Source organism: Pseudarthrobacter scleromae, from assembly GCF_014644515.1.
GTDB lineage: Bacteria > Actinomycetota > Actinomycetes > Actinomycetales > Micrococcaceae > Arthrobacter > Arthrobacter scleromae.
Window position 1 is genome coordinate 616,481 of sequence record NZ_BMKV01000002.1, and the last position, 19,548, is coordinate 636,028.

Here is a 19,548-nt window from a genome sequence, read left to right on the forward strand (position 1 = left end):
CCTTAATTGTCGTAGAAGACCCAGAACTTGGATGCGATGAAGTTGATGGCGGTGAAAATCGCAATGATCATCAACAGCAGCCACGCCATGGCGGAGGCATAGCCCATCTCGAACTCGGTGAAGCCCTTCTGGTAGAGGTACAGGTTGTAGAAGAGTGTGGAATCAGCAGGCCCGCCTGTGCCGCCGCTCATCACATAGCCCTGGGTGAACGTCTGGAAGGACCCGATCAGCTGCATGATGAGGTTGAAGAAGATAATGGGGCTGATCAGCGGCAGGGTGATGCTGCGGAACTGCCGCCACCGGGACGCTCCGTCGATGGATGCCGCCTCGTAATACATGGTGGGCACCTGCCGCAGGCCCGCAAGGAAGATCACCATGGGCGAGCCGAAGGTCCACACATTGAGGACGATCAGCGTGCTCAAAGCGAACTCCGGGTCCGTTACCCAGGCGGGACCCTGGATTCCCAACAGTCCCAGGGCGCCGTTGACAATGCCGTCGTTGCCGAAGATGTAGCGCCACAGCATCACGATCGCGACGCTGCCGCCCAGCAGGGAGGGCAGGTAGTACACGGACCGGTAGATTGCCAGGCCCTGAAGGCCGCGGTTCAGCACGATGGCGATCAGCAGTGCCACGGCGAGCGAGATCGGGACGGAGACAAAGGTGTAGATAAACGTGACCTTCAGGGACTGCAGGAGGCGCGGATCCTCAAACAACGCCTGGAAGTTCGCCAGGCCCACGAAGTTCGGTTCGGTGAAGAGGTTGTAGTCCGTAAACGCCAGGTAGAGGGAGGCGAAGAACGGGATGATGGTGAACAGCATTCCGACGAACCACGGCAGCAGGAACAGGTAACCCGAACGCTGGTTCTTGCGCTTGGGGCGGGTCCTGCCTGGTTTCCCGCCCGGCGCGGCCAGGGTGGCAGCCGCGCCGGGGGCTTGCTTGGTCAGCACTGACATGCGTCAGGCTCCTATCTGGGTGTGGGGGTAACTGGACGCAGGCCGGCTACTTGTTGATGGCGGCATTGCTCTTCTCGAGGAAGGTCCTGGCCGCATCAGCGGGCGTGACGCGGCCAAACTCGACTTCCGTTGCCAGTTGCTTGAGGGTGTCCGCCACCACGCTTGCACCCTTGGGGTACACATACGCAGGGGCCAGGTCGTCTTCCTGGATGGCGGCCACCATGTCCACGAAGGCAATGTCGTCCTTGCCGAGTTTTGGCTTGATGGCGTCCGCAACTTTTGGATTAATGGGCACCCCCCGCTGCGTGAGCGTTTCCGCGGCTCCGTCTGCATCGTTGATCAGGAAGTTCAGCAGTTTTGCAGCTTCCTTGGGATGCTTGGACTTGGCAGCAATGGACCAGAGCATGCTGGGATCAGCTGAGTAGCCGCGGCGCTTCTCCGTGGTCTCACCGGGCATCCGGAGCAGGACCACGTTGCCGCCGGCGGCCTCGTTGTAGGCCTTGTAGTTATTGATCGGAATGATCTGCGAGGCTACGGTGCCCTTTGCCAGGTAGGACTGGGCGGCTGAGCCGCCGATCTGCTCGAAGAAGCCTGCCGGGGGATAGCCTCCGGCTGCCCGCAGGTCGACGCTGTACTGGAACCACTCCCGGATGGTCTCCTCGCTGACTCCGAGCTTGTTGTCCTTGGTGTAGAAGTCCTCGCCGCGCTGCCTGGCGAACAGGATGGGACCGGTTTCGGTGGCAACGTCGTAACCGGCCCCGTATACCTTGCCCCCGGTTTTCTGCGTGACCTCGGTGGCAAACCTGGCGTAGTCCTCCCAGCTCCAGGTCTTGTCGTCCGGGATGATGACGCCGGCTTGGTCCGTAATTGTCTTGTTGACCACCATGCCGATAGTGGTCACGCCCGTGGCCAGGCCGTAGAGCTTGCCATCCACTTCACCCCGACTTTGGATGGTGTCCGGGATGTCCGCGAGGTCCAGTTCCTGCAAGGACCTGAGGTCTGCGAGCGTGCCGCGCTGCGCATATTCGAGCAGGCTCCGGTTTGCCATGTTCAGCACGTCCGGAGGATTGCCCCCGGCGAAGCGTGTAGCCAGCTTGTCGGCGTACGGGCCGCTGTCCTGGTATTCGCTCTTGACGGTGATGCCCGGGTTCTTTTCCTCGAAGATCTTGATTGCCACGTCGGTCATCTTGGCCCTGGTGGCATCGCCCCAGTAGACGAAGTTCAGCTCCACGTTTCCACCCCCGGCGGCAGGGGCTGACCCACCGCCGCCGCAGCCGCTCAGGGCCAGCCCCGCGGCGGTGACGGCTGCGCCCAGAACCAGCCTGCGGGAGATGGGGGTGCTGACTGTCTTCTTCATTGAATGACGCCTCTCGGGGTTGCGCACCACGGTCCGGTGCGGCGGATTGTTGGAAGTTGAACGGAAAGTTTCTGAGTGTTGAACGCTCATAGGACCGCTCGTCGCTGCACTACCGAAGCAGCAGTGACGCAGAACTGAAAATCTGAGTAAACGATTTCTAGCAAACATAGGTTGTGACTGTCAACACATGTTTTTATGGTGAGTGGCGTTTTCAAAAGAAAGTTTCCGTGGATATTGCCTAACTATTTCTGTTCTGGCTAAGCTGATCCCCACGTTGCGGAAGTGTCATCACCGGAGGTTTTGTTTGGCTACTCACACCATCCCTGCTGCCGGGGGGCGCGTTTCCCGCGGGGGGCATCCCCTCGCTGTCCACAACACGGATCTGCGGCAGCCCGCCACCCTTGCGCCCCGCCCCTATCTCCATCCGGTCCGGTCGCTCGCCGGGACCGTGACCACGCAGTCACTGCCGGTCGACCATCCTCACCACCTGGGTCTGTCCATTGCATTTCCGGACGTCAACGGAACGAACTTTTGGGGTGGGTCCACCTACACGCCCGCCAATGGGCCCATACTCCTGGACAACCACGGAGTCCAGCGCCCGCACGGCTGGCAGTCAGCGCCGGATGCCGAATTCGGGGGTGTGTCCTGGCTCTCCCACTCCGGCGGGCAACTCGCAGCGGAGCAACGGCGTATCGAGTACCTTCATCACCCCGAACCTGCCAGCTGGTCCCTTTCGGTGTTCTCGGTGATAGTCCCGGCGGAAGGCATACAGCGGCTGGAGGTGTCGTCGTCGGCCGTCAAAGGCAGGAAAGGTGCCGGATACGGCGGCATATTCTGGCGGTTTCCCGAAGTCACCGGTTGGCCGGTGATTCTTTCCGAGGCGGGACGCGGCGCCGATGCCGCCCACGGCTCGGTGTCACCCTGGCTCTCGGTCAGCATGGTGGTCGACGAAGCGCCGGTCTCTGTGCTCCTCGCCCAGGAACCGGACCAGCTGCTTCCCTGGTTCATCAGGGCCGGAGACTACCTTGGCGCAGGCCCGGCAGTTTCATGGACGCAACCGGCCGTGGTAGACCACAACAATCCGCTGAGGCTGGCCCTGCACGCAGTCGTCCATGACGGTGCGGTTACCACGCCCGCCCAGGCCCTTAAGCTTCTCCAGCAGCACCCCTTCGCCAGCCGCAGTTCACCCGACAGGACATCATGACCACCCGCCTTCCCGCCCCCGTCTATCAGAACCCCATCCTCAATGCAGACTGGCCGGACCCTGACGCTGTCCAGGTGGACGGCGTCTATTACCTCATTGCCTCAAGCTTCAACCGCGTCCCCGGACTGCCTGTCCTTCGCTCACGGAACCTGGTGGACTGGGAGCACGCCGGCCACGCACTGTGTGCGCTGCCCCAGGGCAGCCACTACTCGCTGGTGCGCCACGGCAGCGGCGTGTGGGCTCCTTCGCTGCGTCACCACGACGGGCGTTTCTGGATTTTCTATCCTGACCCTGACCACGGCATCTTTGTGCTGAGTGCCGAAAAGGCAGAGGGGCCGTGGACCGCTCCCCACCTCTTGTATCCCGGCCGCGGCCTCATCGACCCCTGCCCTTTGTGGGACGACGACGGCCAGGCCTACCTTGTGCACGGCTGGGCCAAGAGCAGGATCGGCGTGAAGAACCGGCTTACGGTCCACCGGATGAGCCTGGATGCAACCAGGCTCCTGGACCGCGGAACGCACGTGATCGACGGAGCGGACCTTCCGGGTTACACAACCCTGGAGGGTCCGAAGTTCTACAAAAGGGAGGGCTGGTACTGGATCTTCGCACCCGCCGGCGGGGTGGCTACAGGCTGGCAGTCGGTGTTCCGGTCCAGGTCCCCGTTCGGGCCATATGAGGAGCGGCGCGTCCTGGAACAGGGGAACACCCAGGTCAATGGTCCGCACCAGGGTGCCTGGGTTACAAGCCCGCGTGGCGAGGACTGGTTCCTGCACTTCCAGGACCGCGGCCCCTATGGCCGGGTGGTCCACCTGCAGCCGATGGGCTGGACCGCGGATGGCTGGCCCTGGATGGGGCACCAGTCTGCCGACGGGGGACCGGGAACACCGGTGCCCACCCACTCCTACCCGGCGGGTACCTTCGCGGACCACGCGGTCCTGCCGGCCAGTGACGACTTCTCCTCGCCCCGGCTGGGACCGCAGTGGCACTGGCAGGCGAACCCCCGGGATGACTGGGCACACCAGTGCGGGGGAGGACACCTGGTTCTCACACCGAAGCCCAATGACCCGGTGAACCTTCGCGAACTCCCCAATGTGCTGGGGCAAGTCCTGCCCGGTACCCCGTCAACCTTCACCACGTCGGTGGAGCTGCAGGATGTGCCGGTGGGGACGCGGGCAGGCGTGGTGGTATTAGGCCGGCAGTACGCGTGGCTGGGTATCGTCAGGACAGAAGATGGATATGTCCTGGGCGACGGGACCGGCGGGGATGTCCCGCACGAGCAGCGGCTGGGCCGGAAAATGGCGCTGCCGGGGCCGCGCATAGAACTGCAGATCCGTACCGACGGAACCCCCCGGTCCACCTTTGCGTGGCGTTCCGGGCCGGGGAAGCCCTGGGAGGTGCAGGGCTGGAACTTTGAGGTGGTGAAGGGGCAATGGATCGGAGCTGAGCTGGGGCTCTTTGCCACGTCACCGCTGGGTTCGGAGGAAGGAGGCAGTGTTATCGTGGGACCCGTGCGCGTGGATGTTGCGCCCGCGCGCCGTCCCACCGCACCGCTCCTCGCCGCCGCAACCACATGACCCCAAGGACCGCCCCTGTGACCGCCACTCCGCGTCCCAAGATAGCTGACGTTGCGGCCGCGGCAGGCGTATCCGTGCCCACGGTATCCAAAGTGCTCAACGGCCGGATCCACGTGTCCGACGCCACCCGCGCCAAGGTCCAGCAGGCGCTCGAAGAGCTTGATTATTCCAAACGGCCGGCTGCTGCCAGCCAGCCCGGCTTCCTGCAGCTGGTGGTCAACAACTTCGATTCACCATGGGTCCTGGAAACCATGGCTGGAGTTGAGGCGGCCGCGGACCGGCTGGGTTATGCCGTGGCCTATGCGCGCGCAGAACATGCCACCGTTGAACGTTGGCGAAAGCTGCGCGAACCCTCGGTGAACCGGCTGGACGGAGTGCTGCTGCTGGCTCCGCGGAAGGGGTCACACCTGGTGACCACGTTGCGGAGCCTGAAGATTCCCGCCGTCGCAATCGACCCGGAAGGAACCGAAGGGCTGCCAATTCCCAGCGTGAGCCCGGCGTCGTTCTCCGGCGCCCTTGCCGCCGTCAGCCACCTGCTGGGCCAGGGCCACCGCCGGATCGCTATCGTCACCGGCCGGAAGCACAGCCCCGGCCATGGCCGTGCCCGCTACGCCGCCTATGCCGCTGCGCTTCACGAGGCAGGGCTGCCCGTCCTGCCCGAACTGGTCAAGGACGGCGATTTCAGTATCGAATCCGGCATGCGGCTGGGCGGGGAACTGCTGGACTTGCCAGAGCCGCCCACGGCGATCTTCACGGGCAGTGACCTGCAGGCCCTGGGCGTGATGAACGCGGCCGGGCAGCGCTCGCTGCATGTACCGGAGGATCTCAGCATTGTGGGGTTTGACGACATTGCCCAGGCGGCGTTGACGTCGCCGCCGCTCACCACGGTCCGCCAGCCCCTGGCCCAGCTGGCCTCCATGGCCGTCGGCATGCTCACGGAGCAGCAGGACCTGCCGGGTGCGGCAGTCCCCACAGCCCTGGAAGTTGCCACGGAACTGGTTGTCCGCGGAACCACTGCCCCGCCGGCGCGCTGACGCCCTGATCCCGGGGCACAGCCGGCTTACTTCGCCTCGAGCACGAGGTTTTTGAGGTCGTCCAGCGTCTGCTGCATGTGGTCATCCATGGCTTGCCGGGACAGCACCGGGTCGCGGGATTCCAGCGCCTCGGCGATCTTCTGGTGGTGCCCGATTGCGTGCTCCTGGATTTCCCGGACCGCGGACGTCTGGGTGCGGCGCTTCTGCAGCACCTGGTGCAGCGGTTCGAAAAGGACGGACACAAAGACGTTCTCGGAGGCATGCAGGATCAGGTCGTGGAATGCCAGGTCCGCTTCAACGAAGGCGGCAACATCGTTGACCTCGTGGGCGGCGCGCATGCTGTCCACGTGCCTGTGGAGCGTCTCAATATCCTCATCGCGGATCCGCCCGGCCGCCAGTTCGCAGGCGCCTGTTTCCAGCATCCGCCGGAGCTCGATGAGCTGGACCGAGGTCTCTGCCTCGTTCTTCCCCTCCGACGCCGCACGCAAGACCGCCTCAAGCGACGCCCAGCGGTTGAGGGGGTTCACGAACGTCCCGCGGCCGCGCTCAACACTGAGGATCCGCTGTGCCTGCAGTGTTTTCATGGCCTCGCGCACCGTCATCCGGCTGACCTCGTGCCGGGCACTCAGTTCGTGTTCGCCCGGCACGGTGGCGCCGGGCGGGAACTCACCGGTGATGATGCGGTCCAGTAGCTCATCCGCCACCTGGCCCACCAGTGATTGCCTCGCCATTGTGCCCCCGTTGGTTCCTTCACTGCATATGTCGGACAAGTCTACTTGCGCGTCTCTATGTGGTGTGCCACACTAAACGAAATGCAAGATGTCTGACATCTTACAGTTACCGGGATCCGCCGCCCGGATTCATACAACGTATTCATACACAATGGAGTGCACTGTGACGCTTGAAGCAGACGTTCTGGCCGCCTACCCGGCCGAGGTCCGGATTCCCGCCGAACTGGTGGCCAGCACCCTGGCTGCCTCCAATGCGGAGACCCCGCGGGTCCTGGTAGTACTCGACGACGACCCCACCGGAACCCAGTCGGTTTCGGATTTGCCCGTGCTCACCCAGTGGGATGTAGCGGACTTCATCTGGGCCTTCAGCCAGTCCAGGCCTGCCGTCTATGTCCTCACGAACACCCGCAGCCTGGACCCCGCCGAAGCCGCCGCCCGCAATGAGGAAGTGGTGCGCAACGCCCTGGCAGCAGCAGGGTCCCCCCAGGAACTGCGCCTCGGGTTTGTCAGCCGCAGCGATTCCACCCTCCGCGGCCACTACCCCCTGGAGCCGGACGTTATCGCCGCAACGGTGGCGGACGTCAGCGGAGAAAAGACCGACGGCGTGGTCCTGGTTCCAGCCTTCCCCGACGCCGGACGGGTCACCATCGGCGGAGTCCACTACATGCGCGGCACGGGCGCGGAGGCCGGCACCCTCACCCCGGTGTCCGAGACGGAATTCGCCAAGGACGCCACCTTCGGCTTCAGCACCTCCGTCATGGCCGACTACGTTGAAGAGAAGTCGCAGGGCCGCTTCGCCGCCGGCTCGGTAATCGTCCTGGACCTCAACATCATCCGCGCCTCCACCGATCCGCAGGCCACTGCCAATGCCATCGCCGACGCCCTTGATGCGGCCACCGATTCCACCCCCATCGTGGCGGACATCGTCACCGAAAACGACCTCCGCGCGCTGTCCCTGGGCCTCGAAGAAGCCGAACGGCGCGGCAAGAAGCTCCTCTACCGCGTGGGCCCCCCGTTCGGTCGTGCCCGGATCGGCCAGGAGATCCGCACCGAACTCAGCGGCGCCGAGGCCTACGCGGGCAACACACCCTCCGAGGCAGGGGGCCTGATCGTTGTCGGGTCCCACGTGGGAGTCACCACGCGCCAGCTCAAGGCCCTCACCGACCAGCACAGCGCCGCGCGCATCGTGGAGATCGACGTCGAAAAGCTCCTCGGTGCCCCTGGCGACGCCGAAGCGCACCTGGACCGGACCGTGGACACCGTCGTCGAAGCCCTCCGCGGCGGCGACGTCATCGTCCACACCAGCCGCCTGCTGATCAAGGCAGACGACCCCGCCGAAAGCCTGCGGATCGCCCGCACGGTGTCCGCCGCCGTCGTCGCCGTGGTCAACCGGACACTCAAGACCTTCCCGCCCCGGTTCGTCATCGCCAAGGGCGGCATCACCTCCTCGGACGTGGCCGCCCACGGCCTTGAAATCCGCCACGCCATTGTCCGCGGCCCCATGCTGCCGGGCATCGTCTCCCTCTGGGAACCCGTGGATGGCCCCGCCAAGGGCATCCCGTACATCGTCTTCGCCGGCAATGTGGGCGACGACCAATCCCTCGCTGACGTGACCCGCAAGCTCAGCAACACTTTCTAACCACCGGCGCCAGCCCCGCAAGAATTCAATGGAGAACACCATGACCAGCAACTACACCGTCACCGTCCTGGGCCTCGGCGCCATGGGCCTGCCCATGGCCACCCGCCTGGCGTCCCAGCTGACCGTCCACGGCTTCGACATCGCCGAACCCCGCCTGAAGCTCGCCGAAGAAGCCGGCATCGCCACGTTCGCCACCGCCCGCGAGGCCGCCAAGGGCGCCGACGCCGTCCTCCTGGCCGTCCGCAACGGCGAGCAGCTCAATGATGTCCTGTTCGGCCAGAACGGCGTGGCCTCGGTGCTGGAGCCGGGCGCCGTCGTCATTCTCGGCAGCACCGTCGGCACCGAAGCCATTCCCGCAACGGTCGCAAAGCTGGCCGAATACGGCGTCGAGCTTGTTGACGCACCGCTGTCCGGCGGCCCGAAGCGCGCCGGCGAAGGCGACCTGCTGATCGTCGTCGGCGCTTCACTGGAAGCCCGCCAAAAAGCGGCCCCCGCGCTGGAACTGTTGGCCTCCACCCTGACCGTGGTGGGCGACAAGCCCGGCGACGGACAGGCCCTCAAGACCGTCAACCAGCTGCTCTGCGGCGTCCACATTGCCGCTGCCGCAGAAGCCATGGCCCTTGCCGACGCGCTGGGACTGGACCAGGCCAAGACCCTCGCCGCGCTCGAGGCCGGCGCCGCGGGTTCGTTCATGCTCTCCAACCGCGGCCCCCGCATCCTCGAGGCGTACACCGAGGAAGGCGCCGAGGTCCTGTCCCGCCTGGACATCTTCGTCAAGGACATGGGCATCGTGGGCAAGGCTACCCGCGCCGCGGGCCTGGCAGCGCCGGTGGCCGCCGCCGCCGAGCAGCTCTACCTCCTGGGCCAGGCCCAGGGCCTCGCCGCTGCCGACGACTCCGCGGTCATCAAAGTCGTCGCCCCCACCAAGCGCACAAAGTAGCCCGGCCTTCCCCCAAACGTGCGACGGCGGCGGTCCCCCCTCCGCCGTCGTCGCACCCTCCCTGCCGTTCCCCAGCATTCCCCCAAGAAAAACCAGCTCGCTAGTCTTAACTGGCGATGTCAAAGGAGACACACGATGAGCGCATTAGCTCTCCTGGCCATAGCAGCAGCGGGCGTCGCCCTGTTGCTCGTGGCCGTCATCAAGTTCAAAATCCCCGCCTTCCTCGCCCTTCTGGTGGTCAGCGTCGCCGTTGCCCTGGTGGCGGGCATTCCGCTGCCGGACATCATCAAAACCGTCACCGAAGGCATGGGTGGAACCCTCGGTTCCGTGGCCATCCTGGTTGGCCTTGGCGCCATGCTCGGCAAGATGATCGAGATCTCCGGCGGCGCACAGTCGCTGGCCGGCAAGTTCACGCAGCTGCTCGGCCCCCGCCGGATCATCGCGGCATTGACTGCCGCAGCCTTCCTGCTGGCCATCCCCGTCTTCTTCGACGTCGGCTTCATCATCCTGATTCCCATCATCTACGGCTTCGCAAAGGCCGCCGGCGTCAACCCCGTCAAGATCGGCCTTCCGGTGGGCGCCATCATGCTCGCCATCCACGTTGTTGTCCCGCCGCACCCCGGCGTTGTGGGCGGCGCCGGCATCCTCGGCGCGGATATCGGCTGGACCACCATCCTGGGCCTCGTACTGTGCGTTCCCGTCGGGGTCCTGGGCTACTTCGTTGCCCGCAGGCTGAACCGCCGCGAATTCTCCATGCTTCCCGCCACCGCCGAGCAGTTCCGCCTCTTTGGCACCGGCACGTCCCAGGTTGAACAGGAAGCCGCCCAGGGGACCTCCTCCGTGGCTGTCAGGAACCAGGTGAAGACGGCCCCCAGCCCGGCCATGATCATCACGCTCATCGTCCTGCCCATCCTGATGATCATGGTTGGCACCGTCGGCGCGGTCATCCTGCCCAAGGACTCCTTCCCCGCCCAGCTCGCCGCCTTCGTTGGCGCGCCGCTGATCGCCCTGCTCACCGCCCTCGGCCTGGCCTACTACTTCCTGGGAATCCGCCGCGGCTGGTCCTCCCAGCACACCGGTGAAGTCATGGACTCAGCCCTGGCTCCCACCGCCATCGTCATCCTGGTCACCGGTGCGGGCGGCGTCTTCGGCAAGGTCCTCACTGTCTCCGGCATCGGCAAGGCCCTCGCCGAAGGGCTGCAGACCGCAGGCCTTCCGGTCATCGTGATGGCGTTCATCCTCGCCGCCATCCTGCGCGCTTCCCAGGGTTCCGCCACTGTTGCGATCATCACCACCTCCGGCCTGCTGGCAGCATCCGTTGCCGACGGCGGGTTCTCACCCATCCAGACGGCCCTCATCCTGATTGCCATCGGATTCGGCGCGTTCGGACTCAGCCACGTCAACGACTCCGGCTTCTGGATCGTGACCCGGTACCTGGGGCTGTCCGTGGCTGACGGCCTGAAGACCTGGACCGTGCTCACCACCATCCTGGGCCTGGCAGGTTTCGTGCTGACCTTCCTGGCCTGGATCCTCGTGGGAGGCCTGGGCGTCTGATGCGCACCCGACTCGACCACCTGGTCACCTCCGCCCTCCAGCACGGCTCCGCCGTCCCGGCCTTCACCTGCTACGACTTCACCACGGCCATGGCAGTGGTGGCCGCAGCGGAGGAGGCGGGCCGCGGCGCCATCCTGCTGGTGGCTCCCAAGACTGCCGCCACGCCCAACGGCCTTCGCCTCATCGGAGCCCTCCGTGGCCTCGCTGATGCTGCATCCGTGCCCGTGGCGGTGCAGCTTGACCACGCAACGGACCTTCAGGTGATGGCCGACGCCGTCGCGGCAGGGGCGGACTCCGTCCTCGCCGACGGCTCCGCGTTGCCTTACGAGGACAACATCGCGCTGGTCCGTGGTGCCCGGGCGTTGCTGGGCCCGGACGTTGTGCTTGAAGCCGAGCTTGGCGGCCTCGCCGGAGACGAGGACCGCGCCTTTAGTGCGGACCAGTCCGGTGTGGCCGTGGCCGGGCTGACGGATTCGGCGCTGGTGGAGGACTTTGTGTCCCGGACCGGCGCGGAACTGCTCGCCGTGGCCGTGGGGAACGTGCACGGCAAGTACAAGGGGGAGCCGCAGCTGCGCTGGGACGTCCTGCAGGACATCGCGGTGCGGACCCACATTCCGCTGGTGCTGCATGGCGCCTCGGGAATTCCCGCGGAGGAGCTGGTGAAGGCCGCCGCCATGAATGTTGGCAAGGTCAACTTCAACACGGAGCTCCGCACCGGGGTGCTGGCCACGCTGCAGGACCAGCTGCCGGGGCACCGGTCCGACGGCGAAAACCTCCAGGGGCTCCTGGGCCACTGGAACAGCTCGGCCCGCACCTTCGCTGCCAAAACGCTGGCGACGCTCACGCGCTGACGTTCACTCGAGTTATTGTCCAGCCGTGCAGGGTTGAACCCGCCCGAGGCCTGCATACGTGGACAAAAACTCCGGGAGGGGGAGGCTAGGATCAAACCCATGATCCTGGCCTCCCTCTTTTTTGCCCTCCTGGCAGGTGCGCTCCACGTCTACATCTTCACCATGGAGTCCGTCACCTGGACCAGGCCGACCACCTGGAAGCGCTTCGGTGTGGCCACCCAGGCCGACGCGGAGACCACCAGGCCGCTTGCCTATAACCAGGGTTTCTATAATTTGTTCCTGGCGGTGGGAGCTTTTGTGGGAGCAGGGTTCGTGGCGCTGGCACCGGAGGATCCGGTCCTTGCAACCGCAGGCTGGACCCTGGTCTTCAGCTGCTGCGGTTCCATGCTGCTGGCCGCGCTTGTCCTGGCCCTGACGGGCAGGAAGTACCTCCGCGCTGCCGCAACCCAGGGGGCCGCGCCGCTGCTCGCCGTCGTGCTGGGGGCCGCCGCACTCGCTGCCTAGCCGCGGCGGGCCCTCCCGGACCACTCCCTGGCCTGCGCCCATGGCGTTCCTGCCCGGGGTGCGGCGCCCGTTCCGCCCGGACGCCTCCACGGCCAGTAAATGACAGCGGGGGAAGAGGCATTGCCAGCTGAGTGAAGTAGTGCCACTGTCAAACCATGACCGAGAACATGACGTCCACCGAAGACCAGTTCAGCCCTGACGTTTCACTGGCACGCAACGATGCAGACCACCGGTATGAGCTGCGGGTGGACGGGAAACTGGCTGTCCAGACCTTCTTCAAGGACAAGCCCGGACACATCGACTTCAGCCACACGGAAACTACGGAGGGCTTCGAAGGCCAGGGCCTGGGGAAGGTGCTGGCCCACTTCGCGCTCGACGACGTTGTGGCCACCGGCAAACGGATCATTCCCCATTGCCCCTTCATCGCAGCCTACTTACGGAAGCATGAGGGGTACGAACAGTTCGTTGACTGGCCGGACAGCTGACCCGCGGACTGCACGGGCAGCCTCCTGAGCAGTTGCCCACACCGGACGTGCCGGCAAAAGATCCTGCTGCGGCTTGCTGCGGCAGCAGTCAGCTGGCCAGGGCGTGCCCGCTGAGGACGGGTGCGTCGATGGTGAAACCACAAGCGCACCGGTAGGTCTCCACGTGCTCGGACACCGGGCCGGTACCCAGCGGGCCCACTGTGGTTCCGTCCACGTGGACGGGCAGGCGGACAGGCATTTCTTCCGGATCCACCCGCTGCATCGGAGCGCGGCAATGCATGCGGGAGTTAAGCGTGAGCAGCAGCCCCATGTCCGCGGGCGCGGTGGCGTCCAGCGGAATATCTGCCCGTACGCCGGTCGCCTCGGGCGCCGTAAGCTGGTGGTCTGCAACGGTGGTCATGATGGGTCATCCTTGGGCTTCTTTCACGGAACCGCCGGCGTTGGCAGCCCCGCCGCGAACTGCTTGCGGAGGTTCATTTACCCCAATACCTAAGCATGCTTACTAATGCCCGGGCAAATCCGCGTGTGGTCCAATGCATACTGCTGCCGCTCGCTGCGCCCGGACTGGGGGCGGCCGGTTGTGAATGCGCCCCTTAGTGACGCCGGCGCTGCCACTGCAGCGCATGCCAGAACAGCAGGCAGATCAGCGCCGCAAGGCCGGCGAAAATCGCGTAGGGGGCAAAGGTGAACACAAGGAAAGATGTTGGCATCCCTCCCGCGGAGGGGCCCACCATGGCGCTCGCGTTGAGGAACACCCAGGCGCCGCCGCCGATGAAAGCGATCGTGAGGATCCACAGGGCGGCAATGAAGGGATTGATGGCCAGGCTGCGGCCCCTGCCATAGTCTTCCTCACTTGCATCGGTGGCTTCACTGTGGACGGGGTTCCCGTCGCGGTCCACTTCCCGGAATCCGATTGCGCCTGCTGGTCCCTGCTCCATGCTTCCCCCTGATCGCCGCGCAGCCCGCTCCGGCCGCCCCTGTGCCAAGCCTAGGTCCGGTGGGTCATGCCCGTCTTGTCATACGCCGGGACCGAAGGCGGGCCATTTTGCAGCAGATTTACCCTTCGCCGCCAGTCAATGACGGCTCCCGAGTACAAAAACAGCGCAATGAACACTGTTTCCGGAAATACATCACAGAAGTTTGATTAAAAGGGTTACCTAAGTAAGGCTGTCCTTTGTGATTTTCCGTGATTCCCGACAGAAGGACGACCAGTGCCGCTGATGCCCCGCTTTGACGAGACAGATTTGGATGAGCCAGCCAACCCCGCGGCAGGGACGGCCACACTGGCGCAGGGCCAGGATTTTGGCTCCAGCGTTGAAATGGCCCTGGCCGCCTCAAACCACCTCCTCAATGCCCGCAACGCGCCCCGGTATGTCGCCCAGGTGCTGCAGGGCGTCACGGCCGTGGCCACCAAACTGGAGCGGACCGCCCGGCCGTTCACCGGCGTCGACCCCGCCGGGATGAAGGCCCGGGTGGGCGCCGTGGACCTTGACGCCCCGCTGCCGGACACGGCAGCCGCGCTGCAGGAACTCGAGGACGTGTACCTGCGCGATGCTGTCTACTTCCACGATCCCAAGTACGCGGCACACCTGAACTGCCCCGTGGTGATTCCGGCCCTGGTGGGGGAGGCTGTCCTGTCGGCGGTGAACTCCTCCCTGGACACGTGGGACCAAAGTGCCGGCGCCACCATGATCGAGCGCCGGCTCATCGACTGGGCGGCCGAACGGCTGCACCTCGGCGGCAGTGCGGACGGCATCTTCACCTCCGGCGGCAGCCAGTCCAACCTCCAGGCACTGCTGATCGCCCGCAACCACGCAGTGGCCGGCCTCCGGCAGGACCCGGCACGCGCCGGCCTCCGCCTGCCGGCGCTGCTGGACACACTTCGGATCTTCACCTCGGCGGACAGCCACTTCAGCATCCAAAAGTCGGCCGCCATGCTGGGCCTGGGATTCGACGCCGTCATCACTGTCCGGTGCACGCCCGATCACCGGATGGATCCTGCAGCCCTCGCCGAGGCCATGGCGGACGCACGCGGCGCCGGCCTGGTTCCCATGGCAGTGGTGGCCACTGCCGGAACCACGGACTTCGGCGCGGTGGACCCGCTCACGGAAACCGCCGCCCTCGCCAGGGCCTACGGTGCGTGGTTCCACATCGACGCCGCCTACGGGGGCGGACTGATGGTGTCCGGCCGTTACCGCCGCCTCCTGGACGGAACGCGGCTGGCGGACTCGGTCACCGTGGACTTCCACAAAACCTTCTTCCAGCCGGTCAGTTCCAGCGCGCTGCTGGTTCGGGACCGTGCCATGCTGCGCCACATCACCTACTACGCGGATTACCTGAACCCGGAAAGCGCAGCCCTGGCCGAGATCCCCAACCAGGTGGACAAAAGCATCCAGACCACCCGGCGGTTCGACGCCCTGAAACTCTGGCTCACACTGCGGATCATGGGAGCGGACGCCATTGGCGCCCTGTTTGACGAAGCCATCGACCTGGCCGCCCGCGTGGGCTCGCTGCTCGCCGCCGACGATGATTTTGACCTGGCCGCACCGCCGCAGCTCAGCACCCTCGTGTTCCGCTACCGGCCACGCCTGGACAGCGGGGAGCGGCTGTCCGAGGACGCTGCCGATGCCCTCAACCCGGCCATCCGCGCCGCCGTCTTCGCCTCCGGAGAGGCGGTTGTGGCGGGAACAAAGGTGGGCGGCCGCCACTACCTGAAATTCACCCTGCTCAACGCCGAAGCCACCCTGGAGGACATCGCCGGAATCATCGGGCTCCTCCGCACCACCGGCGCCGGACTGCTGCAGAGCGAGGTATCCGCATGAGCACCACCGACAACCGGAAGGCAGGCAACGGCAGGATCCATGACTTCGCGGCGATCGGCGTCGGGCCCTTCAACCTGGGCCTCGCGGCACTGGCCGCGCCGGTGGAAGGCCTGGACGGCATCTTCCTGGAACGGCGCGACTCCTTTGACTGGCACCCCGGAATGATGCTGGAACCGGCCCACCTCCAGGTGCCCTTCATGGCGGACCTGGTCACCCTGGCGGACCCCACCTCGCCCTACTCCTTCCTGAACTTCCTCAAGCAGACCGGGCGGCTGTACCGCTTCTACATCCGCGAAAACTTCTACCCGCTCCGGGCCGAGTACAACCAGTACTGCCAGTGGGTGGCCGGGCAGCTGCCCGCCGTCCGCTTCGGCACGGCTGTGCTGGATGTGGCGTACGACGACGGCGTGTACCGGCTGTCCGTGTCCGGTCCGGGCGGGCACGAGGTGCTGTACGCGCGGCGGCTGGTGCTGGGCACCGGCACCACCCCCTACGTACCGGAGGCCGCCGCGGGCATCATTGCGGAGGCTGCCGCCGGCAGCGGGGGAGTGGCTTTCCACAACGCCGACTACCTGTCCCGGAAGGCTGAGCTGCAGCAGCAGCGCAGCATCACCATCCTGGGCAGCGGCCAGAGCGCGGCGGAGATCTACTATGACCTGCTGCAGGACGCGGACGCCCACGCCTACCGGTTGGACTGGGTCACCCGCTCCGGCCGGTTCTTTCCCCTGGAATACACCAAGCTGACCCTGGAAATGACGTCCCCGGAATATGTTGACTACTTCCACGGCCTGCCGCAGCAACAGCGCGAGCACCTGAACAAGACCCAGAAGAACCTCTACAAGGGCATCAACTCGGAGCTGATCGACGCCATCTACGACCTTCTCTACACCAGGAGCATCTCCGGCATGGTGGATACGCGGCTGCTGACCCATTCGTCCCTGACCGCCGCCCAGTGGAACCCCGCGGCAGGAAACCACACGCTGCACCTGAGGCACGACGAACAGGGCAGCTCCTACACCCTGGACACCGACGCCGTGGTGCTCGCCACGGGATACGGCTACCGGGAGCCGGGATTCCTGGCAGGCGTGCGGGACCGCATCGCCCGGGACAGCGCCGGCAGGTTCGCAGTGGACCGGAACTACAGCACCGGCGTCCAGCCCGGGGAAATCTTCGTCCAGAACGCCGAACTGCACACCCACGGCTTCGCCACCCCGGACCTGGGCATGGGCGCGTACCGCAACTCCTGCATCCTGCGGGAACTCACCGGCCGGGATGTGTACCCGGTGGAGGAGAGCATTGCCTTCCAGCAGTTCGGGGCACCCGCGGACCCGGGAGCCGGCAGTGTGGGCCATCCCCTCAGCAGGCCCGGCACCGCATCCGCTGGCACCGCAGTTTCCGCCACCGCAGCCGCTGGCATCGGGGCGGGGGTGCCGGCATGAGGTTCTCGTTCCGCTGCCTCGATGCCGCAGCCGACGCCGCACTCCTGCACAGCTGGGTGACCCGGCCCTACGCCACGTTTTGGGGCATGCTTTCCGCCGCCTTGGAAGACGTGGCCCGGGAGTACGCAAAGATCCAGTCAAGCGGCCACCACCACGCCCTGCTGGGGCTCGACGGCGGCACTCCCGCCTTCCTGATGGAGGAATACCAGCCGGCCTACTCGCCGCTGGCAGCCGTTTATCCTGTCCTGCCCGGTGACGTGGGCATGCACCTGCTGGTGGCGCCGCCGTCGGAAGGTCCTGAACCCGGCTACACCGCAGCGGTAATGGATGCTGTCCTGGCCCGCCTGTTCAGCGTGCCCGGGGTGGAGCGCATCGTGGTGGAACCGGATGCGCGGAACACAAAAATCCATGCCCTCAATGAGCGGCTGGGCTTCCAGCCTGCAGGCGTGGTCACCCTCCCGGACAAGGATGCGCTGTTGAGCTTCTGCTGCCGGTCCGACTACCTCGCCGCCCGCACCACCCTTCCCGCCCGCACCACCCTTTCCGCTCTCCCGTCCCGCCCGCTGATCCCCCAGGGAGCATCACTGTGACCATCCAGCTCGAACAATCCACCACCGCCGGCCAGCCCGCCGCCCCCGCCCCGCACCTCACGGCAGAGGCCTGGGCCAGGGCGAACCGGCACCTGTTGCGCAAGGCGCTCGCCGAGTTTTCGCACGAACGGATCCTGGCCCCCGAACCGGTGAACGGAAGCGGCAGCTACCGTCTGGCCAGCGGCGACGGCACGCACCAGTACCACTTCGACGCCCGGCTCCTGGAACTGGAGCACTGGTCCATCGACGCTGATTCCATCAGGCATTTCCGGGACGGCACCGAGGCGCCGCTGGACGTGCTGGAGTTCGTCACCGCGTTCCATGAAACCCTTGGCATCAACATCCAGATGCTGCCCGTCTACCTGGAGGAGATCAGCAGCACGCTGGCAAGCCATGCGTACAAGCAATGGGCCGGCCAGCTGTCGTCGGCCGAGCTGGCGGCCGGCGTTACCGGCGGACGGAACCCGGCGGCTGACTTCCAGGCCATCGAGCGCAGCATGACGGAAGGCCACCCGTGCTTCGTTGCCAACAACGGGCGCCTGGGTTTCGGCATCAGCGACTACCACGCCTTCGCCCCGGAAACCGGCGCCCCGGTCCTGCTGGAATGGATCGCCGTGCACCGGAGCAGCGCCGTCTTCACCTCCGCCGAAGGGCTGGACTACCGGGCCCACCTGGACGCCGAACTGGGCCCCCTCCTGGGCACCTTCCTCGCCCGGCTCCACGCGCTGGGCCTGGACCCGGACCTGTACTTCCTGATGCCGGTCCACCCATGGCAGTGGGAGAACAAACTGGCTGTCACCTTCGCCGCGGAGATTGCCCTGCAGCGCATCGTGCATGTGGGAACCGGGGCTGACAGCTACCAGGCACAGCAGTCCATCCGCACATTCTTCAATGTCGCTGCGCCGGAGCGGACCTACGTCAAGACCGCCATGTCCGTGCTCAACATGGGTTTCATGCGGGGCCTGTCACCGCAGTACATGAAGGCCACGCCAGCCATCAACGGCTGGCTGCGGGCCCTGATCGAGGCGGATGGCGCGCTGCAGCGGCGCGGCTTCACCATGATCGCCGAGGTGGCAGCGATCGGCTACCACAACGGGTACTACGAGGCCGGGTCCGCGCCCGGGTCCCCCTACCGCAAGATGCTCTCCGCCCTCTGGCGCGAAAGCCCGCTGCCGCTGCTGGCGGACGGACAGCAACTGGCCACCATGGCCTCGCTCCTGCACACGGATTCCGCCGGCACGCCCATGGTGGCAGCCCTGGTGGAGCGCTCCGGCCTCAGACCGGAGGAGTGGCTGCGCCGCTACTTTGAGGCCTACCTCGTCCCGCTGGTCCACTGCCTCTACCGGTACGAACTGGCCTTCATGCCGCACGGCGAGAATGTGATCCTGGTGCTTGAGGACGGCGTCCCTGTCAGGGCCATCATGAAGGACATCGCCGAGGAGATCGTGGTGATGGGGGACAGGGTGGACCTCCCCGGGGACGTCTCCCGGATCAAGGCGGAAATCCCGGACGGCGAGAGGGTCCTGGCCATCTTCACGGATGTCTTCGACTGCATCTTCCGCTTCCTGGCCGCCCTCCTGGACGAGGACGGCACCCTGGCTCAGGAGGAATTCTGGCGGACGGCCGCGGAGGCCATCAAGGACTACCAGGCCCAGCATCCCGAGCTCGCAGCCCAGTTCGCCCGCCATGACCTTTTCGCGGCGGACTTCGAGCTGTCCTGCCTCAATCGGCTCCAACTGCGCAACAACCAGCAGATGCTGGACCTCACCGACCCCTCCGGGGGACTCCAGATGGCCGGCCGGCTGGCCAATCCCCTTGCGAGGTTCCGCGCAGCGCAGGCCACGGAGGAGGGATTTGGCTAGGCTTGCCCC

The 19,548-nt window shown here is 65.9% G+C and carries 18 protein-coding genes; 13 read left to right on the forward strand and 5 right to left on the reverse strand.

The window, feature by feature from the left end:
* Positions 1-2 precede the first annotated feature (2 nt).
* Both IEX33_RS07695 and IEX33_RS07700 read right to left on the reverse strand, forming a co-directional pair.
* The gene (locus tag IEX33_RS07695) at positions 3-953 is read right to left on the reverse strand and encodes a carbohydrate ABC transporter permease (RefSeq protein ID WP_188729049.1); all 951 of its coding nucleotides are present in this window, start codon (positions 951-953) and stop codon (positions 3-5) included.
* Positions 954-999: 46 nt separating this feature from the next.
* Positions 1,000-2,310 (reverse strand): ABC transporter substrate-binding protein, encoded by a 1,311-nt coding sequence (locus tag IEX33_RS07700; protein ID WP_188729051.1) that lies wholly within the window; start codon positions 2,308-2,310, stop codon positions 1,000-1,002.
* 304 nt (positions 2,311-2,614) lie between these two features.
* On the opposite strand from IEX33_RS07700, the gene IEX33_RS07705 reads away from it, so the two are divergent.
* Genes IEX33_RS07705 through IEX33_RS07715 form a run of 3 tightly spaced genes read left to right on the forward strand, consistent with a single transcriptional unit; the run spans position 2,615 to position 6,122 of the window.
* A complete protein-coding gene (locus IEX33_RS07705) occupies positions 2,615-3,514 on the forward strand; it encodes a DUF6807 family protein (protein WP_188729054.1) in 900 nt (299 codons plus the stop codon).
* The gene (locus IEX33_RS07710; RefSeq protein WP_188729056.1) at positions 3,511-5,088 is read left to right on the forward strand and encodes a glycoside hydrolase family 43 protein; all 1,578 of its coding nucleotides are present in this window, start codon (positions 3,511-3,513) and stop codon (positions 5,086-5,088) included. The genes IEX33_RS07705 and IEX33_RS07710 overlap by 4 nt, the downstream gene beginning before the upstream one ends.
* A gap of 17 nt (positions 5,089-5,105) precedes the next feature.
* Positions 5,106-6,122 (forward strand): LacI family DNA-binding transcriptional regulator, encoded by a 1,017-nt coding sequence (locus IEX33_RS07715; protein WP_229675281.1) that lies wholly within the window; start codon positions 5,106-5,108, stop codon positions 6,120-6,122.
* 26 nt (positions 6,123-6,148) lie between these two features.
* Here the strand turns inward: IEX33_RS07715 and IEX33_RS07720 are convergent, their stop codons facing one another.
* A complete protein-coding gene (locus IEX33_RS07720) occupies positions 6,149-6,853 on the reverse strand; it encodes a FadR/GntR family transcriptional regulator (protein WP_188729060.1) in 705 nt (234 codons plus the stop codon).
* 163 nt (positions 6,854-7,016) lie between these two features.
* Here IEX33_RS07720 and IEX33_RS07725 point away from each other — a divergent pair, with 163 nt between their 5' ends.
* The 6 genes from IEX33_RS07725 to IEX33_RS07750 all read left to right on the forward strand — a co-directional run bounded on the left by IEX33_RS07725 (position 7,017) and on the right by IEX33_RS07750 (position 12,826).
* Positions 7,017-8,492, forward strand: a complete 1,476-nt coding sequence (locus IEX33_RS07725) for a four-carbon acid sugar kinase family protein (protein ID WP_188729062.1) — start codon at positions 7,017-7,019, stop codon at positions 8,490-8,492.
* Between the two features lie 40 nt (positions 8,493-8,532).
* A complete protein-coding gene (locus IEX33_RS07730) occupies positions 8,533-9,432 on the forward strand; it encodes an NAD(P)-dependent oxidoreductase (RefSeq protein ID WP_188729064.1) in 900 nt (299 codons plus the stop codon).
* 135 nt (positions 9,433-9,567) lie between these two features.
* A complete protein-coding gene (locus tag IEX33_RS07735; RefSeq protein WP_188729066.1) occupies positions 9,568-10,986 on the forward strand; it encodes a GntP family transporter in 1,419 nt (472 codons plus the stop codon).
* Positions 10,986-11,837 carry a class II fructose-bisphosphate aldolase gene (locus IEX33_RS07740; RefSeq protein WP_188729068.1) on the forward strand — a complete coding sequence of 284 codons (852 nt, stop codon included), beginning with the start codon at positions 10,986-10,988 and terminating at the stop codon, positions 11,835-11,837. Before IEX33_RS07735 ends, IEX33_RS07740 begins: the two co-directional genes overlap by 1 nt.
* A gap of 99 nt (positions 11,838-11,936) precedes the next feature.
* Positions 11,937-12,341 carry a DUF1304 domain-containing protein gene (locus IEX33_RS07745; RefSeq protein WP_188729070.1) on the forward strand — a complete coding sequence of 135 codons (405 nt, stop codon included), beginning with the start codon at positions 11,937-11,939 and terminating at the stop codon, positions 12,339-12,341.
* 155 nt (positions 12,342-12,496) lie between these two features.
* Positions 12,497-12,826, forward strand: coding sequence for a GNAT family N-acetyltransferase (locus IEX33_RS07750; protein WP_104185583.1), 330 nt, complete (start codon positions 12,497-12,499; stop codon positions 12,824-12,826).
* 88 nt (positions 12,827-12,914) lie between these two features.
* Here the strand turns inward: IEX33_RS07750 and IEX33_RS07755 are convergent, their stop codons facing one another.
* Complete coding sequence (locus IEX33_RS07755) at positions 12,915-13,226, reverse strand: hypothetical protein (RefSeq protein WP_188729072.1); 312 nt, start codon at positions 13,224-13,226, stop codon at positions 12,915-12,917.
* 193 nt (positions 13,227-13,419) lie between these two features.
* Positions 13,420-13,764 carry a hypothetical protein gene (locus IEX33_RS07760; RefSeq protein ID WP_188729074.1) on the reverse strand — a complete coding sequence of 115 codons (345 nt, stop codon included), beginning with the start codon at positions 13,762-13,764 and terminating at the stop codon, positions 13,420-13,422.
* Between the two features lie 381 nt (positions 13,765-14,145).
* On the opposite strand from IEX33_RS07760, the gene IEX33_RS07765 reads away from it, so the two are divergent.
* From IEX33_RS07765 to IEX33_RS07780, 4 genes are read left to right on the forward strand one after another with little or no spacing between them, the layout of a single operon-like run.
* On the forward strand, positions 14,146-15,648 hold the full coding sequence (locus IEX33_RS07765) for a pyridoxal phosphate-dependent decarboxylase family protein (RefSeq protein ID WP_188729243.1): 1,503 nt from the start codon (positions 14,146-14,148) through the stop codon (positions 15,646-15,648).
* Positions 15,645-17,087 (forward strand): lysine N(6)-hydroxylase/L-ornithine N(5)-oxygenase family protein, encoded by a 1,443-nt coding sequence (locus IEX33_RS07770; RefSeq protein ID WP_188729075.1) that lies wholly within the window; start codon positions 15,645-15,647, stop codon positions 17,085-17,087. The genes IEX33_RS07765 and IEX33_RS07770 overlap by 4 nt, the downstream gene beginning before the upstream one ends.
* The gene (locus IEX33_RS07775) at positions 17,084-17,677 is read left to right on the forward strand and encodes a GNAT family N-acetyltransferase (protein ID WP_188729076.1); all 594 of its coding nucleotides are present in this window, start codon (positions 17,084-17,086) and stop codon (positions 17,675-17,677) included. The genes IEX33_RS07770 and IEX33_RS07775 overlap by 4 nt, the downstream gene beginning before the upstream one ends.
* The gene (locus IEX33_RS07780; protein WP_229675282.1) at positions 17,674-19,539 is read left to right on the forward strand and encodes an IucA/IucC family protein; all 1,866 of its coding nucleotides are present in this window, start codon (positions 17,674-17,676) and stop codon (positions 19,537-19,539) included. Before IEX33_RS07775 ends, IEX33_RS07780 begins: the two co-directional genes overlap by 4 nt.
* The last annotated feature ends 9 nt before the right edge of the window (positions 19,540-19,548 follow it).

Bases quoted from the DNA above. Each gene is read 5' to 3' on its own strand.
- IEX33_RS07720 (WP_188729060.1), bottom strand. From the start codon at position 6,853: ATGGCGAGGCAATCACTGGTGGGCCAGGTGGCGGATGAGCTACTGGAC.
- IEX33_RS07760 (WP_188729074.1), bottom strand. From the start codon at position 13,764: ATGGAGCAGGGACCAGCAGGCGCAATCGGATTCCGGGAAGTGGACCGC.
- IEX33_RS07710 (WP_188729056.1), top strand. From the start codon at position 3,511: ATGACCACCCGCCTTCCCGCCCCCGTCTATCAGAACCCCATCCTCAAT.
- IEX33_RS07740 (WP_188729068.1), top strand. From the start codon at position 10,986: ATGCGCACCCGACTCGACCACCTGGTCACCTCCGCCCTCCAGCACGGC.
- IEX33_RS07745 (WP_188729070.1), top strand. From the start codon at position 11,937: ATGATCCTGGCCTCCCTCTTTTTTGCCCTCCTGGCAGGTGCGCTCCAC.
- IEX33_RS07730 (WP_188729064.1), top strand. From the start codon at position 8,533: ATGACCAGCAACTACACCGTCACCGTCCTGGGCCTCGGCGCCATGGGC.
- IEX33_RS07700 (WP_188729051.1), bottom strand. From the start codon at position 2,310: ATGAAGAAGACAGTCAGCACCCCCATCTCCCGCAGGCTGGTTCTGGGC.
- IEX33_RS07770 (WP_188729075.1), top strand. From the start codon at position 15,645: ATGAGCACCACCGACAACCGGAAGGCAGGCAACGGCAGGATCCATGAC.
- IEX33_RS07735 (WP_188729066.1), top strand. From the start codon at position 9,568: ATGAGCGCATTAGCTCTCCTGGCCATAGCAGCAGCGGGCGTCGCCCTG.
- IEX33_RS07750 (WP_104185583.1), top strand. From the start codon at position 12,497: ATGACCGAGAACATGACGTCCACCGAAGACCAGTTCAGCCCTGACGTT.
- IEX33_RS07775 (WP_188729076.1), top strand. From the start codon at position 17,084: ATGAGGTTCTCGTTCCGCTGCCTCGATGCCGCAGCCGACGCCGCACTC.
- IEX33_RS07695 (WP_188729049.1), bottom strand. From the start codon at position 953: ATGTCAGTGCTGACCAAGCAAGCCCCCGGCGCGGCTGCCACCCTGGCC.
- IEX33_RS07755 (WP_188729072.1), bottom strand. From the start codon at position 13,226: ATGACCACCGTTGCAGACCACCAGCTTACGGCGCCCGAGGCGACCGGC.
- IEX33_RS07765 (WP_188729243.1), top strand. From the start codon at position 14,146: ATGGCCCTGGCCGCCTCAAACCACCTCCTCAATGCCCGCAACGCGCCC.